11 protein-coding genes and 3 pseudogenes are annotated in these 14538 nt (G+C 60.0%); 5 read left to right on the top strand and 9 right to left on the bottom strand.

The window, feature by feature from the left end:
* Positions 1-332: 332 nt before the first annotated feature.
* Positions 333-1037 (top strand): glutathione S-transferase N-terminal domain-containing protein, encoded by a 705-nt coding sequence (locus tag F8N21_RS08540; RefSeq protein WP_150641701.1) that lies wholly within the window; start codon positions 333-335, stop codon positions 1035-1037.
* Positions 1038-1193: 156 nt separating this feature from the next.
* On the opposite strand, the gene F8N21_RS08530 is transcribed toward F8N21_RS08540, so the two are convergent.
* The gene (locus tag F8N21_RS08530; protein ID WP_150641700.1) at positions 1194-2714 is read right to left on the bottom strand and encodes an FAD-dependent oxidoreductase; all 1521 of its coding nucleotides are present in this window, start codon (positions 2712-2714) and stop codon (positions 1194-1196) included.
* Positions 2715-3205: 491 nt separating this feature from the next.
* Here F8N21_RS08530 and F8N21_RS08525 point away from each other — a divergent pair, with 491 nt between their 5' ends.
* Complete coding sequence (locus tag F8N21_RS08525; RefSeq protein ID WP_150641699.1) at positions 3206-4300, top strand: DUF1615 domain-containing protein; 1095 nt, start codon at positions 3206-3208, stop codon at positions 4298-4300.
* Between the two features lie 90 nt (positions 4301-4390).
* Here the strand turns inward: F8N21_RS08525 and F8N21_RS08520 are convergent.
* A pseudogene (locus F8N21_RS08520) lies at positions 4391-4666 on the bottom strand (hypothetical protein); the annotation flags it as partial.
* A gap of 577 nt (positions 4667-5243) precedes the next feature.
* Between F8N21_RS08520 and F8N21_RS08515 the strand changes: the two are divergent.
* Positions 5244-5396: pseudogene (locus F8N21_RS08515) on the top strand (hotdog domain-containing protein); the annotation flags it as partial.
* Positions 5369-5746, top strand: a pseudogene (locus tag F8N21_RS08510) (LysR substrate-binding domain-containing protein); the annotation flags it as partial. The pseudogenes F8N21_RS08515 and F8N21_RS08510, both read left to right, overlap by 28 nt.
* Before the next feature lie 225 nt (positions 5747-5971).
* Here the strand turns inward: F8N21_RS08510 and F8N21_RS08505 are convergent.
* Genes F8N21_RS08505 through F8N21_RS08495 form a run of 3 tightly spaced genes read right to left on the bottom strand, consistent with a single transcriptional unit; the run spans position 5972 to position 8580 of the window.
* Positions 5972-7153: an acetyl-CoA C-acetyltransferase gene (locus F8N21_RS08505; RefSeq protein WP_150641696.1), complete on the bottom strand. Its 1182-nt coding sequence runs from the start codon at positions 7151-7153 to the stop codon at positions 5972-5974.
* Positions 7154-7167: 14 nt separating this feature from the next.
* Positions 7168-7830 (bottom strand): CoA transferase subunit B, encoded by a 663-nt coding sequence (locus F8N21_RS08500; protein ID WP_150641695.1) that lies wholly within the window; start codon positions 7828-7830, stop codon positions 7168-7170.
* 51 nt (positions 7831-7881) lie between these two features.
* Positions 7882-8580 (bottom strand): CoA transferase subunit A, encoded by a 699-nt coding sequence (locus tag F8N21_RS08495; protein ID WP_150641694.1) that lies wholly within the window; start codon positions 8578-8580, stop codon positions 7882-7884.
* A gap of 182 nt (positions 8581-8762) precedes the next feature.
* Here F8N21_RS08495 and F8N21_RS08490 point away from each other — a divergent pair, with 182 nt between their 5' ends.
* A complete protein-coding gene (locus F8N21_RS08490; RefSeq protein ID WP_150641693.1) occupies positions 8763-9665 on the top strand; it encodes a LysR family transcriptional regulator in 903 nt (300 codons plus the stop codon).
* A 6-nt stretch (positions 9666-9671) separates the two neighbouring features.
* Here F8N21_RS08490 and F8N21_RS08485 read toward each other — a convergent pair whose 3' ends face one another.
* The 4 genes from F8N21_RS08485 to ppnN form a co-directional block, all read right to left on the bottom strand.
* The gene (locus F8N21_RS08485) at positions 9672-10511 is read right to left on the bottom strand and encodes an NAD-dependent protein deacetylase (RefSeq protein WP_150641692.1); all 840 of its coding nucleotides are present in this window, start codon (positions 10509-10511) and stop codon (positions 9672-9674) included.
* A gap of 46 nt (positions 10512-10557) precedes the next feature.
* Positions 10558-10998, bottom strand: a complete 441-nt coding sequence (locus F8N21_RS08480) for a CBS domain-containing protein (RefSeq protein ID WP_150641691.1) — start codon at positions 10996-10998, stop codon at positions 10558-10560.
* 199 nt (positions 10999-11197) lie between these two features.
* Positions 11198-12244, bottom strand: a complete 1047-nt coding sequence (locus F8N21_RS08475; protein ID WP_150641690.1) for a class I SAM-dependent methyltransferase — start codon at positions 12242-12244, stop codon at positions 11198-11200.
* A gap of 484 nt (positions 12245-12728) precedes the next feature.
* The gene (ppnN, locus tag F8N21_RS08470; protein ID WP_150641689.1) at positions 12729-14105 is read right to left on the bottom strand and encodes a nucleotide 5'-monophosphate nucleosidase PpnN; all 1377 of its coding nucleotides are present in this window, start codon (positions 14103-14105) and stop codon (positions 12729-12731) included.
* Positions 14106-14538: the final 433 nt, after the last annotated feature.

Raw genomic sequence — 14538 nt, 5'->3', positions numbered from 1 at the left:
ATTGAGGTTGACAAACCTGTCCACTGCGAGCTCCCGGCTCTGCGTGGTTTTCCATGTCGTTGAGGGTGTTGTTCGGTTCGATGACCAAAAGGATACTTTTCAGAGTCCGTTGAAGCCTTTTGGTTCGATTTCCGCCAATCTACAGCACTTTATCCGGGCTGGAGCGTGGTGGATAGCAAGGTTATCGACAATATGTGTCGGAATTAAGAAGGGGGCAGGCGCAATGGCCCGTGGTTGACGGTCCGGTGGGTTATTGCAATAAATGTCGACCTATTATCACTTCACCGCGAGGGCCTGCCCTCAGCAATCCTTACTGTCAGGGGAAGTACACCATGACCGATCTTTCTGCTTTTCCCATCACACAGAAATGGCCCGCGCAGTATCCTGAATGGATCCAGCTGTATTCCTTGCCGACTCCCAATGGCGTCAAGGTGTCGATCATGCTCGAAGAGATCGGCCTGCCCTACGAGCCGCACCATGTGGCTTTCGACAGCAATGACCAGCTGTCCCCCGAGTTTCTCTCGCTCAACCCCAACAACAAGATCCCGGCAATCATCGACCCCCACGGCCCCGGTGATCAACCGCTGGCATTGTTCGAGTCCGGGGCGATTCTGATCTACCTCGCCGACAAGAGCGGGCAACTGCTGGCGCAAGAGTCGGCGGCGCGCTACGAGACGATCCAGTGGCTGATGTTCCAGATGTCGGGTATCGGCCCGATGTTCGGCCAGGTCGGCTTCTTCCATAAATTCGCCGGCCAGTCTTTCGAAGACAAGCGCCCCCGCGACCGTTTTGTCACGCAGAGCCAGCGCTTGCTGAATGTGCTTGAACAGCAACTCACCGGGCGCAACTGGATCATGGGCGATCGCTACACCATCGCCGATATCGCCACCTTTCCCTGGGTGCGTAATCTGATCGGGTTTTATGAAGCGGGGGATCTGGTGGGGATCAACAACTACCCCAACGTATTGCGGGTGCTGGAGCGCTTCGTGGCGCGGCCGGCGGTTGTGCGCGGTCTGGAAATCCCCAGACAACTTTAATCATGAGAGAGGGGCGATCTCCGTTATCCAGCTCCCGCTCCATGATGATGGTACGTTCATCTGCGTGGTAACTGTCGCGTACCGCCCTGAAGCCGAGATTCGAATAGAAGCGTTCGGCGGTGACTGTGGACGGTACGCTCAGCGATCTTCAAGCGCTTATGGTTGAATCCCGCGTTCGCTGAAGTAACGGTCGAGAACCTTTGGATCGCTGGACAGTTCCGCGAGCGCTACGTAGGTGTCGGGCCGCAGCAGATAGTAGGCGTTGCGCGCAAGGCCGGCCGCTTCATGGGCCTCTTTCCACTGAAAGATGTGCAGCGCCACGCCGTGATCCAGGCACCAGGCAACCAGTGGGTCACTGGCAAGCCCATACACATGGACCTGCCAGGACAAGCTCGTCAGCGAGTGGAAGTTATCGCAATCGTTATCCGGCACCCAGGGCAACCGATCACCGCTATGCACCTCGCCAGCGCTGCCGCTGCTCAGAGGCATTTCTCGATAGTTCAGGGTGATCTGCGAAATCGTCCGGAACAGATACTCGCGCACCGCTTCCAGTGAAGTGACTTTGGGGATCAGCAGCGGCGCAAGGCGGGTCCGCACCAGACCGGCAATCGGCCCATCGGCGGTGACGAAACTGAACACCCGGTCGGTGGTTGCCACCAGCCGTCGGGCAAATCCGATGCGCTCGGTTTCATAGGTGTCGAGCAGACTGTCCGAGGCTTTGCCGGTCAGCACCGCGGCGAGTTTCCAGGCGAGATTGATTGCGTCGCCAATCCCGGTGTTCATGCCCTGGCCGCCAGCCGGGCTGTGGACATGCGCCGCGTCGCCGAGCAGGAACGCTCGGCCCGTGCGGAAGTGCTCGGCCACCCGATGATGCACGCGATAAGTCGAGAACCAGTTCACCTTGAGCACCTGGACCTGCAGATGCTCGATCGCCCGGCGACTGACGTCCTCGAACTTGAGAGTCTCGGCGTGTTCGGCACGCTCGTCGCGGACCGTGCCGATCAGCCGCGCACGTCCAGAGCCGGCCAGGGGGAAGACGGCAAGGAAGTCCGCTTCGTCGAGATCCACATGCAGTTCGCCATTGATTGCCGGACCTTGCGCGTCCACGTCGGCCACGTAGAACACCTGCTGATAGGTGCCGCCGGGGAAGCCGGTATTGAGGGTCTTGCGCACGGTCGAGCGGGCGCCGTCGCAGCCGGCCAGGTAACGGGCCTCGCAGGTTTCTTCCAGCCCTTGGGCGTTGAGCATGTGGGCCATGACGCAACCGTCGGCCTCGGTGAAACCCTTGAGCTCGGTTTCGCGCTCGACCGAAACGCCGAACCTCTCCAGGCGTTCGATCAGCAGCTGTTCGTGTTGATCCTGAGGATATATTTCGAGGAACGAATAGGGTGTCAGGCCCTTGCCGATGGTTTCGAGGGGCAGGCGCGCAGTCTGTTTGCCCTTGACCCAGAAATTCGCCGCCAGCACTTTGTGGCCGGCTTGCTGGATGGCATCTGTAAGGTCGAGCTGGCGGTAGAGTTCGAGGGTTCGCGCTTGCACCGCCAGGGCGCGCGATGTGGTGCCGGGCGCCGAGGTCTTGTCGAGGATTCGCACCTTGATCCCCAGCTTGCTGAGCCAGAGTGCCAGAACCAGACCGGTCGGCCCGGCGCCAATGATCAGAACGTCGCAGCGGTTCATGTCGTTGTTCTCGGGTTGAGATCAATTCCGTGGGGTGGATTGTGTTGCCTATGTTGTCCGTTGAGCAGCTCACCCCCAGTGTAAAAGGGTCTACGGGAGAAAGAGTGAATATCAGATAGTTTAAGAAAGAAGAGCCGAGCGCTGAACTGTGGCGAGGGGGCTTGCCCCCGCGGGGTTGCGAAGCGGCCCTAAAATCTGCAATTTCGGTTTTTCAGGTAGACCGCATCCGCAGGCTTTGCGACTGCTTCGCAGCCGAGCGGGGGCAAGCCCCCTCGCCACAAAGGTCTCGTGTCTGGCTTGTCATAGCGTTAACCGGGAGGCAGTGCGCGCAGTCCTCAGAAACTCAATTGAAGTACAACAGCATCTTCTTTTCCACTGCCAGGGCATGGAGCAGACACCTGATATTGAACAGCCGTTCGACTCCAGGGTCGATATCCGCGGCGGCTTTGTTCATAGTCGCCCCATTGGCCCAACAGCTTATTCGGGGAAACATGCGCGCAAATCGATTAATCATGGGTATCGCCACCTTGCTGGTGCTGGCCGGCTGCGGCAGCCAGCGCACCCAGGAGCCGCCGGCGCGACCGGCCGAAGTGAAGGCGAAGATTGTTCGGCTCTTACCGGCGAAGACTGTTGACCGCGAGGGCTGGGCCACCGACATCTATGCAGCCTTCGCCGCGCAAGGCATCCCGCCGACCACGGAAAACCTCTGTTCGGTGCTGGCAGTCACCGAACAGGAGTCGACTTTCCAGGTCGATCCCGCGGTGCCGGGCTTGGGGAAAATCGCCCGGGAGGAAATCGATCGCCGAGCGACAGCGGTGCATGTCCCCGGTTTATTGGTCAATGGTGCCTTGATGGCTCGCTCGTCAAACGGCAAGAGCTACAGCGAGCGCCTGAATGCCGCCCGTACCGAAAAGGAACTCAGCGGCATTTTCGACGACTTCATCGGCATGGTGCCAATGGGGCGCACCCTTTTCGGCAGTTTCAATCCGGTGCATACCGGCGGGCCGATGCAAGTCAGTATCGACTTTGCCGAAAGCCAGGCCCAGGACTATCCCTATCCCATGGAAGGCTCGATACGCCGTGAAGTGTTCAGCCGGCGCGGTGGTATGTACTTCGGTGTCGCGCACCTGCTGGGTTATCCGGTGAGTTACACCAAACCACTGTACCGCTTCGCTGATTTCAATGCCGGTTGGTACGCCAGCCGCAACGCCGCGTTCCAGAATGCCGTCACTCGCGCCACGGGCATCCCCCTGGCACTCGATGGCGACCTGATTCGCCACGGTTCAATCATGCCTGGCACCACGGAACTGGCGGTGCGCACCCTGGGCAAGCAATTGGGCCTGCGCAACCCGACGATCAGGCGCCAGCTGGAGCAGGGCGACAGCCTGGAATTCGAAGACAGCACGCTCTACCGGCGAGTCTTCGCCCTGGCCGAGCAAGCCGAAGGCAAACCCCTGCCGCGTGCGGTGCTGCCGGGTATCGTCCTGCAAAGCCCGAAAATCACCCGCAAACTCACCACCGCCTGGTTCGCCAAACGGGTTGATGAGCGTCATCAACGCTGCATGAAAAGGGCTGCGGGGCGTTGACCGGGCGAACGGATCATCCATAAAAAAAGCCCGGCTGAGCAAGCCGGGCTTTTGGGTTGAGTATTGCAGTAAGGCTATTCATGCATGGTTTTGATTCTGAGTCAGACGATCCGAACCACCTTCAGCAACGCGGTTTTCGATCAGGCGATCGGAACCACCTTCAGCAACGCGGTTTTCGATCAGGCGATCGGAACCACCTTCGGCAACGCGGTTTTCGATCAGGCGATCGGAGCCACCTTCGGCAACGCGGTTTTCGATCAGGCGATCGGAGCCACCTTCAGCGATGACTGGCTGAACCGAGGACGCGGCAAAAGCGTTGGCTGCAAGTACCGAGAAAGCGATGCTGAGAAGGATTTGGCGTTTCATGGTGGTGTGCTCCGGGGTGTCATAAGTGGGTATGGAGCTGATGTTACGCGACAGGATTTTTATGAGAACTTCATTGGGTCGATGGTGAACATCGACGGGAGTGATGGGAGTGAGCGAGGGGGACGGTCTTTAAATCAGGCAGTGGCCAATGTCAGTTAGCTAAGGAAAAGTTAGATCCGGACGCTGTGTTCTAATCTGAAATCCACCCCTCACCCTAACCCTCCCGAAACGTCGGACCGCCCCAAGGGGGCGAGGGAACAGTCCGTGGGTTTCTGAGGACCTGCTGCGACCTGAAAGTAATACATTGAATCCATAATCGACACGGTCTTACAGGTCGCAGCAGCTTGGAAAACACTGAAGATCAGTCCCCTCGCCCCCTTGGGGCGGTCCGACGTTTCGGGGGTGAGGGGTGGATTCAGAGCCTGACGAACATCCGAAACCGTACGCTCAAAAAAAGACGGTTAACTGACCGGCATTCGGGCAAGGGCTTGTATTTCGAGCCTTGGCTTATACCCCTGGATTTACATTACTGATCTCAATGGCCGCCTCCGCAGATTTGCACTACACATCAATTCATATTACCGCCAGTATGACTTTGGATTACCTCGGCGCGGCGCACGTTGGCGAGTGGCTGGAAGTACGCCTCGAACATTCCAAACGCGGCCGCCAGATGGCCTTTGCCACTGTCAGCCTGCAGGTGGGGCGGACATGCAGGGCAAGGCCATCTTCATGTGGCCAACGGGATGTCCCTATCGAGCGGCGCTGGAGCGCTGGCTGGCCCGGCGGGGTCAAGATCAGCCTATCGTCAGCATCGCCAGCTATGGGGCCATCGCCGGATGTGTCAGTGCAGGCGCGGGTGTCGCCCTGGTTCCCCGAGGCATCTTTGAGCAATACGGACAGAGTTCCGGCTGGGCCGGTTATGAATTTCAAGAACTCACGGCCATCGATAACCTGTTTTACTGGCACGAGCATTCGACGCACCATCCTGCTCGCGATGCGTTTGTTGCGATGCTGCAGGCTGAGTTTGAACTTGATGACGAGCGGGGAATTGCTGAGCAGAACCCCCGTTGCCTGATTTAACGACCGCTTCGCGGTCGAACGCAGCCTCGCAGGCTCGGCAGCTGCTACGGGAGCTAGACCAAAAAGATGTGTAGATACCTATGGGCCAGGAAGATCGAGGGCTGTCGTTGAGCCAATAGGCTCGGAGGGCATCCAGGCCAGGCGCGACCGGAGTCGCGCCTGGTTTCTTGCCAGGCAAAGCCGGATTTCGTGGATCCTGACTTTACCTGTTGAACCCTTGCAGGCTTACGCCCGCTCGATCGCCAGCGCTACACCCTGGCCGCCACCGATGCACAAGGTGGCGAGGCCTTTCTTGGCATCCCGCTTGATCATTTCATGCAGCAGGGACACCAGAATCCGGCATCCCGATGCACCGATCGGGTGACCCAGAGCAATCGCGCCGCCATTGACGTTGACCTTGCTCGCGTCCCACTCCAGCTCCTTGCCGACTGCCAGTGCCTGGGCGGCAAAGGCTTCGTTGGCTTCGATCAAGTCCAGCTCGCCGAGGCTCCAGCCGGCCTTTTTCAGGCACAGACGGGTGGCCGATACCGGGCCGATGCCCATGATCGCCGGGTCGACGCCGGCGTTGGCGTAGCTGGCGATCCGCGCCAGAACCGGCAGGCCCAGTTCCTTGGCTTTGTCGGCGCTCATCAGCAGTACGGCAGCGGCGCCATCGTTGAGGCTGGAGGCGTTGCCGGCGGTGACGCTGCCGTCTTTCTTGAACGCCGGTTTGAGCTTGGCCAGGGAGGCGGCGGTGGTCTCGGCGCGGGGTTGTTCGTCGACCGCGAAGGACACTGGATCGCCTTTGCGTTGCGGGATCAGGATCGGGGTGATTTCGTCAGCGAAGCGACCGGCTTCGATGGCGGCCGTAGCCTTTTGCTGCGAAGCGGCGGCGAAGGCATCCTGCTCTTCACGGCTGATGCTGTATTTGTCGACGATGTTCTCGGCGGTGATGCCCATGTGGTAGTCGTTGAACGCATCCCACAGGCCGTCGCTGATCATGCTGTCGATCATCTTGGCGTGGCCCATGCGCAGGCCGGTGCGGGCAGCCGGCAAGACGTACGGCGCCAGGCTCATGTTTTCCATGCCGCCGGCGATGACCACTTGCGCATCGCCGCAACGGATCGCCTGGGCGCCCAGGTGCAGGGCCTTGAGGCCCGAGCCGCAGACTTTGTTCAGGGTCAGCGCGGGCACGGCGTGGGGCAGGCCGGCCAGGATCACGGCCTGGCGTGCAGGGTTCTGGCCGCTGCCGGCGGTGAGTACCTGGCCGAGGATGACTTCATCCACTTCGCTGGGGTTCAAACCGGTCTGCTCCAGCAGACGGCGGATCACCGCCGCGCCGAGCTCCGGAGCGGGAATGCTGGCCAGCGAACCCTGAAAGCTGCCGACGGCAGTACGGGTTGCGGCGACAATCACGACTTCTTGCATCGAATCACTCCTCATCAGGCGCTGAATTGCATTTCTGGAACGTGCTCAGGCACGATCAGTTTGCCGGCGGTCTTGCTGACGATTTCCTCGACGCTGACGCCGGGCGCGCGTTCCTTGAGGATGAACGCGCCGTCATGGATTTCCAGATAGGCCAGGTCGGTCAGCACGCGTTTGATGCAGTTGGCGCCAGTCAGCGGCAGGCTGCAACGCGACAGCAGTTTCGACTCGCCGTCCTTGGAAGCGTGGGTCATGGTGACGATGATGTTGTCGGCACCGGCCACCAGGTCCATCGCGCCGCCCATGCCCTTGACCAGTTTTCCGGGGATCATCCAGGAGGCGATGTTACCTTGCACGTCGACTTCAAAGGCACCGAGCACGGTGAGATCGATATGGCCGCCGCGAATCATCGCGAAGGACTCGGCGGAAGAGAAGATCGACGCGCCGATCCGCGCGGTGACGGTCTGTTTGCCGGCGTTGATCATGTCGGCGTCGACTTCATTTTCCCGTGGGAATGAACCCATGCCGAGCAGGCCGTTTTCCGATTGCAGCATGACTTCCATGCCTTCGGGGATGTAGTTGGCGACCAGGGTCGGGATGCCGATGCCGAGGTTCACGTAGTAGCCGTCCTGCATTTCGCGGGCGACGCGCTGAGCCATTTGTTCGCGGGTAAGAGCCATTATTGTTCTCCATGCTCTGTTATCAAGAGCTTCGGGCTGGATGGGCAGGGATCAGGAACGTACGGTGCGCTGTTCGATGCGCTTCTCGAAGGTTCCGCAAATGACCCGGTCAACGTAGATGCCAGGGGTGTGAATCTGCGTTGGGTCCAGCTCGCCCGGTTCGACGATTTCTTCGACTTCGACCACGGTGATCTTGCCGGCGGTGGCGGCCAGCGGGTTGAAGTTCTGTGCGGTGTGGCGATAGATGACGTTGCCGAAGTGATCGGCTTTCCAGCCTTTGACGATGGCGAAGTCACCGGTGATGGATTCTTCCATCAGGTACGGGCGACCCTTGAATTCGCGGGTTTCCTTGCCGTCGGCAACCGGAGTGCCGTAGCCGGTGGCGGTAAAGAACGCCGGGATGCCAGCGCCGCCAGCGCGCATTTTTTCCGCCAGGGTGCCTTGGGGGGTCAGGACGACTTCGATTTCGCCGCTGAGCAGTTGCTTCTCGAACAGGGCGTTTTCACCGACGTAGGAGGCGACCACTTTGCGGATCTGCCGGTCTTCCAGCAGCACACCGAGACCAAAGCCGTCGACGCCGCAGTTGTTCGAGACCACGGTGAGATCGCGAGTGCCTTTGCGCTTGATCTCGGCGATCAGGTTTTCCGGGATGCCACACAGACCGAATCCACCGGAAATCACGGTCATGCCGTCTTCCAGACCGGCCAATGCTTCCTCGTAGGAAGCCACGCGCTTATCGAAACCTGCCATATGCACCATCCTCTTTTATTCTTTGTGGGCGGCTGGCTAGCCGTATGGCAAAGAGTGTTGCTCTGCGAAATTCATTTGTTAAGTTGATTTTTAAGTGTGATTAATAGATAAAATAGAATAATCAGCTGCAAGCTGCAAGCTGCAAGCTGCAAGCCTCAAGACAAAAGCGTTGGGATATCGATATGACGGTTAAACAGATCCGAGCATTTCTTGCCGTGGCCCACAGCCTCAGCTTTGCCGTGGCCTGCGAGCGCCTGCACCTGTCCCAGTCAGCCCTGAGTCTGACGATCAAGGCATTGGAAGAAGGGCTGGGTGGGCGGTTGTTCAGCCGAACCACGCGCAATGTCGCACTGACCCCGGAAGGCGAGGCGCTACTGCCGCTGGCCCGGCGGCTGATTGCCGATTGGGACAATGCCGAGGACGAACTGCGCCAACGCTTTACCCTGCAGCGGGGCCGCGTGACCCTCGCCGCGATGCCTTCCTTTGCCGGCAATCTGTTGCCGTCGATCCTGAAAACCTTTCGTTCGCGTTACCCCCACGTCAACGTCACGGTCAACGACGTGATCAACGAGCAGGTGCTGGAAATGGTCCGCGACCGACAGGTGGAGTTGGGGGTGGCCTTCGAACCGCAGCAGAGCTCCTCGCTGGCGTTCACGCCCTTGTATATCGATCGCTTCGTGGCCGTGGTGCCGAGTGATTCGCCGTTGGCCGACTGCGGTGAAACCGACTGGCAATCCTTGCTGAAACTGCCGTTCATTACCTTGCAAAGGCCCTCGACGGTACGGGTCATGCTCGAGGAGCATCTGCAGGCACGCAACATGAAACTGCCGGTGGAACTGGAGAGTCACCAGTTGGCGACGGTCGGGCGGATGGTTGCCAGTGGCCTGGGTGTGAGCGCGGTGCCGGCCTTGTGTGCCGGGCAGATGCACGAACTGGGCGCGCGCTGCATCACTCTGCGCGACCCGCTGACCAGAGCCATCGGCGTGCTGACCAAACCGGGGCATGAGTTGTCGGCGGCGGCCCAGGCGCTGTTTGATATCTTGCAGGATGAACGGTTGGGGGAGCGCTTTCCCGGTCTGGTTTGAGACGGGTCACGCCAGGCGTTCAGCGATCAGTGGCAACAGCTGTTCGCATGACGCTTCGATTTTCAGGTCCAGCAGATCGTCGGCGCGGGTCTTGCCCAGGTTGATGGCGATCAGCGGCTTATGTTGCTCGACGATTGCCCGGCACAGGCGAAACGCCGAGTAAGCCATCAGCGAGGAACCTACCACCAACAACCCGGCGGCCTGTTCGACACACTGTATGGCCATGGCGGCAGTCGCCTGGGCGACGTTTTCGCCAAAAAACACCACGTCTGGCTTAAGCCGTCCGCCGTCGCAGCGGGGGCAACGGGGAACCTGGAAGCGGGCTTCGAAAGCCGGGTCGAGCAGGGTATCGCCGTCAGGTGCCTGAACGGCGTCGACGCCAGCCAGATAAGGGTTGCGGGCTTCCATAAGGAGCTGGATGGCATGGCGATCGGTACGCTGCGCGCAGTCCAGGCACACCACTCGATGCAGACTGCCGTGCAACTCGATCACATCCTGGCTGCCGGCTTGATCATGCAAGGTGTCGACGTTTTGCGTGATCAGCCCGGCGATCCGTTGCCGGGACTGCAAACTGGCCAGCGCCTGGTGGGCGGCATTGGGTCGAGCCTGGCGGATCCGCGGCCAGCCGAGCATCGCCCGCGCCCAATAACGCCGTCGCGCCGCGGGCGCGCTGAGGAACTCTTGATACATCATTGGCGCTTTGCCGCGACGCACGCCCTCGGTGTCGCGGTAGTCCGGGATTCCCGAAGACGTGCTGATGCCGGCGCCGGTGAGAATCAGGAAGGGTTGTTCCGCCATCAAGTGGCAAAGTTTTTCGAGAGGCTCGCAGTCAAGTCTATCGGTCATATTGAGCACCGCTGCCAATACCGGAGTTGAAGCACTTTCGCGCAGCCTATTCCCCGCGAATGTACTGCTCCAGCTGTCGGATCAGGTCGGCCTGTTCGGCAATGGCTTCCTTGACCAGGTCACCGATGGACAGCAAGCCGAGCAGTTGGCCGTTTTCCACCACCGGCAAGTGGCGCAAGTGGCTGTCGGTCATGATCCCCATGCAGCTCTCGACAGTCTGGTGGGAATCCACCGTGATGACGGGGGCGCTCATGATGGTGCTGACCGGCGTGCGGACCGAAGACAGTCCATGCAGGACCAGCTTGCGGGCATAGTCGCGCTCGCTGATCATGCCGACCACCAGGCCTTCTTCCACCACCGGCAGGGCACCGACGTTTTTTTCGGCCATGACCATCAGCGCTTCCAGCACCGTGTGATGCGGGGGGATGGTATGGACTTGCTGGTTGTGCTTGACCTTCAACTTCAGTAGTTCGGCTACGGTTTTCATGCAGGCCTCTCCAGTGCGGTACATGGGGCGGCCGCGAACCGCCCTGATGGTTTATACAGAATCCTAGAGATGAGCCGGCAGGGCAAGGACCAAAGCGGCACCCATCAGCTAGAAAAACGTCATCGAGCGGTTTTCCCGCGGACACCCGGGCATGGTGCCGCCCGTCATCAGCGCCATGCCACGGATGTGGAACCTCCGGTTACTTGCGCGCCTCGAGGATCAGGTTGAACGGGGTTTGCGTAGCCCGGCGGAAATGCTTGAACCCGGCCTCGGTGAATACCTCGCGCAAGCGCGCCTCTCCGGCTTGCGCACCCAGACCCAGGCCGACTTCCTGGGACAGCGAGTTCGGCGTGCAGATAAAGGTCGACGCGGCGTAGAACAAACGCCCCACCGGGGTCATGTTTTCGTCGAGGGTATCGTTGGCGAACGGTTCCACCAGCAGCACCGTACCGTCCGGCTTGAGTGCTCTCGACGCATGCCGGGCAGCGCCGACCGGGTCGCCCATGTCGTGCAGGCAATCGAAGTAGCAGATCAGATCGTAATCGTTGTCAGGGTAGTCCTTGGCGGTGCCCTGAATGAAGCTGGTGCGATCCGCGACGCCGCCTTCTTGCGCACGTTGCTTCGCGGTGCTGATGGAGGGTGCGTGGAAGTCGACGCCGACGAAACGTGATGCGGGGAAGGCCTGGGCCATGATCACTGTCGATGCGCCGTGCCCGCAGCCGATGTCTGCGACCTTGGCCCCGGCCTTGAGCTTGTCGACCACTCCGTTCAGGGCCGGCAACCACTCGGCTATCAGGTGCGCCCGATAGCCAGGCCGGAAGAAGCGTTCCGTACCGTTGAACATACACGGATGGTGATCACCCCAGGAAAGGGCGCCATTGCCGCGCATGGCGGTGACCAGTTTGTCCTTGTCATGGAACAACGCGGCGATCACCGAGGCGCCACCCGCTGCATAGACTGGAGAATCCTCGATCGCCAATGCCAGGGCTTGCTCCTCGGGCAGGCGGAACTGCCCGTCTTTGTGCTCCATGTAACCGGAAGCTGCATGGGCGCTGAGCCACTCACGGAGCAGTCGTGCATTGCAACCGGTACGGTCGGCGAGCGTTTCTGGGGTGATGGGTTGGCTGTCGGCCATGGCCCGGTACAGTCCGAGTTCTTCGCCAAGAATCATGTTGGCGAGCATCGCCGCGCCGCCCATATCTGATACTAGTTTGCCCATGAAATCATTAAGTTTGGCCTCGTCCATTTGCCTGTCCTCCTGCAGCGCGCCACTGTCCACTGGAGTTGTTTGATCAACAACCTGCTCGGCGGTGGCTGGATAGATGATCAGGGCGACAGCGCAGGGTCGGGAAACCGTCTGCTGCGCGAGCTCCCGGACCCAATGCAGGTCCGGGACGAGTGGGACGCCATAGCGTCGTCCTGTCCGATGTCACTGTGAACTCAAACCCTCACAGGTCCATTGCGAACGGCGATAAGCTCCTGAGCACTTCTTGTGTAGGGCAGTTTCAGTGTAGTAGCGGGGGCTTGTCTGCGTCGTGCCGGATGTCTGGCTCGTAGCAGCTGCCGAGCCCCGCGAGGCTGCGTTCGACCGCGAAGCGGGCGTTAAATCAGGCGATGAAGTCTTTCTAAGGAAACTGGAGGCGGAGGATTTTGCGAGGACTGCGTCCTCGAACGCAGCCTCGCGGGCTCGGCAGCTGCTACGGGGCCAAGCCAATCATATCCCCCGCCGTTTATCCGGTAACCACCCGATAGCAAGGCACATACGCCGCGCCGCCCGGCAGCTTCATCCGGTGCTGTCGCACGAAGGCCTGCAGCAAGTGGTCCAGAGGCTGCAGGACGGCCGCATCGCCATGGATCTTGTAGGGGCCATGCTGCTCGATAAGACGAATGCCTTTGTCTTTCACATTGCCGGCAACGATCCCGGAAAAGGCCCGGCGCAGGTTGGCCGCCAGTTCGTGGGGCGGCAGGTCGCGTTTGAGCGCAAGGTTGGCCATATTGGCGTGTGTCGGGTCGAACGGGCGCTGGAAGCCTTCCTCGATCTTCAACAGCCAGTTGAAATGGAAGGCATCGTTGCGCTCTCGGCGGAACTGTTTGACTGCCTTTAGCCCCTCGGTCATTTGCCGGGCAACTTCAGCCGGATCGTCGATGATGACCTGGTAGTGACTCTGTGCTTCTTCGCCCAGGGTAGCGCCGACGAAAGCGTGCAATTGCTCGAGATAGGGCGCCGCATTCTTCGGCCCGGTCAGGATGACAGGGAAGGGCAGATCGCGGTTGTCCGGATGCATCAGGATGCCGAGCAGGTAAAGGAATTCCTCGGCGGTGCCGGCGCCACCCGGGAAAATGATGACGCCGTGACCCACTCGAACGAATGCTTCAAGGCGCTTCTCGATGTCCGGAAGGATCACCAGTTCGTTGACGATCGGATTAGGCGCCTCGGCGGCGATGATGCCAGGTTCAGTCAGGCCCAGGTATCGGCCACCGGTCATGCGCTGCTTGGCGTGGGCGATGGTGGCGCCTTTCATCGGCCCCTTCATCACGCCAGGTCCACAGCCGGTGCAGACATCCAGGCGGCGCAGGCCGAGTTCGTGACCGACCTTCTTGGTGTACTTGTATTCTTCGGTGTTGATTGAGTGCCCGCCCCAGCACACTACCAATTTCGGCTCGACACCTGGACGCAGGGTGCGGGCGTTGCGCAGCAGGTGGAAGACGTAGTCTGTGATGCCTTGGGAGCAGCTCAGATCAATGCGCGGGCTGTCCAGTTCGTTTTCGGTATAGACGATGTCGCGCAGCGCGCTGAACAGCATTTCCCGGGTGCTGGCGATCATCTCGCCATCGACGAAGGCGTCCGCGGGCGCGTTGAGCAGCTCCAGGCGAACTCCACGATCCTGCTGGTGGATGCGCACCTCGAAGTCCTCATAGGCCTCGAGAATGGTCTTGGCGTTGTCGATGTGGGTGCCCGTGTTGAGGATGGCCAGGGCGCATTGGCGAAACAGCTTGTAGATACTGCCTGAGCCAGCTTCGCTCAGTTGTTGGACTTCACGTTGGGACAGCGTTTCCAGGCTGCCTTTAGGGCTTACCGATGCATTGATTACTTGTCTTTGGGGCATTCTAGATTCCCTGTGAACAATGCCACTGAGCCAGTGCAGCTCAGTGACATGAAGATAGTGGGCAGCAAACGCGGTCGCGCGTAGCGAGATATTCTTTTTGACGACAGGATGGGAAAGCAAAAAACGGGGTGAGTTCCGGTGGTCGCTGCTATCCGGAGGGTGCCGCTCGATTGGCTGGTTGCATATGGACTTTCCCCAATTCGCACAGTGTCCCTCACTCTATAGCTGATCCTGATGGTGCCTGCTACTTCGCTCTGCGCAGATCATCCTACGGTAACGCTCCCGGCTTTGGCGTGGGCAAGCCTGTGTCATGGCAAAAAAAACTTTGCCTGAGCACTCCAGCACCCAGGGCAAGGTCTTTGAAAACTATGCCAAATCATTAAGCGTGTCTATGTGCGTCCCTACAGGGGATAATGCCCGGCAATCGTATTAT

It is taken from the genome of Pseudomonas fluorescens, from assembly GCF_902497895.1.
GTDB classification, from domain to species: Bacteria; Pseudomonadota; Gammaproteobacteria; order Pseudomonadales; family Pseudomonadaceae; genus Aquipseudomonas; species Aquipseudomonas fluorescens_BP.
This window is presented reverse-complemented; position numbering and strand designations above follow the sequence as displayed.

Excerpts from the sequence above, each read along its gene's own strand:
- F8N21_RS08525 (WP_150641699.1), top strand. The coding sequence starts at position 3,206 with ATGCGCGCAAATCGATTAATCATGGGTATCGCCACCTTGCTGGTGCTG.
- F8N21_RS08485 (WP_150641692.1), bottom strand. The coding sequence starts at position 10,511 with ATGACCGATAGACTTGACTGCGAGCCTCTCGAAAAACTTTGCCACTTG.
- F8N21_RS08475 (WP_150641690.1), bottom strand. The coding sequence starts at position 12,244 with ATGGACGAGGCCAAACTTAATGATTTCATGGGCAAACTAGTATCAGAT.
- F8N21_RS08495 (WP_150641694.1), bottom strand. The coding sequence starts at position 8,580 with ATGGCAGGTTTCGATAAGCGCGTGGCTTCCTACGAGGAAGCATTGGCC.
- F8N21_RS08505 (WP_150641696.1), bottom strand. The coding sequence starts at position 7,153 with ATGCAAGAAGTCGTGATTGTCGCCGCAACCCGTACTGCCGTCGGCAGC.
- F8N21_RS08480 (WP_150641691.1), bottom strand. The coding sequence starts at position 10,998 with ATGAAAACCGTAGCCGAACTACTGAAGTTGAAGGTCAAGCACAACCAG.
- ppnN (WP_150641689.1), bottom strand. The coding sequence starts at position 14,105 with ATGCCCCAAAGACAAGTAATCAATGCATCGGTAAGCCCTAAAGGCAGC.
- F8N21_RS08530 (WP_150641700.1), bottom strand. The coding sequence starts at position 2,714 with ATGAACCGCTGCGACGTTCTGATCATTGGCGCCGGGCCGACCGGTCTG.
- F8N21_RS08540 (WP_150641701.1), top strand. The coding sequence starts at position 333 with ATGACCGATCTTTCTGCTTTTCCCATCACACAGAAATGGCCCGCGCAG.
- F8N21_RS08500 (WP_150641695.1), bottom strand. The coding sequence starts at position 7,830 with ATGGCTCTTACCCGCGAACAAATGGCTCAGCGCGTCGCCCGCGAAATG.
- F8N21_RS08490 (WP_150641693.1), top strand. The coding sequence starts at position 8,763 with ATGACGGTTAAACAGATCCGAGCATTTCTTGCCGTGGCCCACAGCCTC.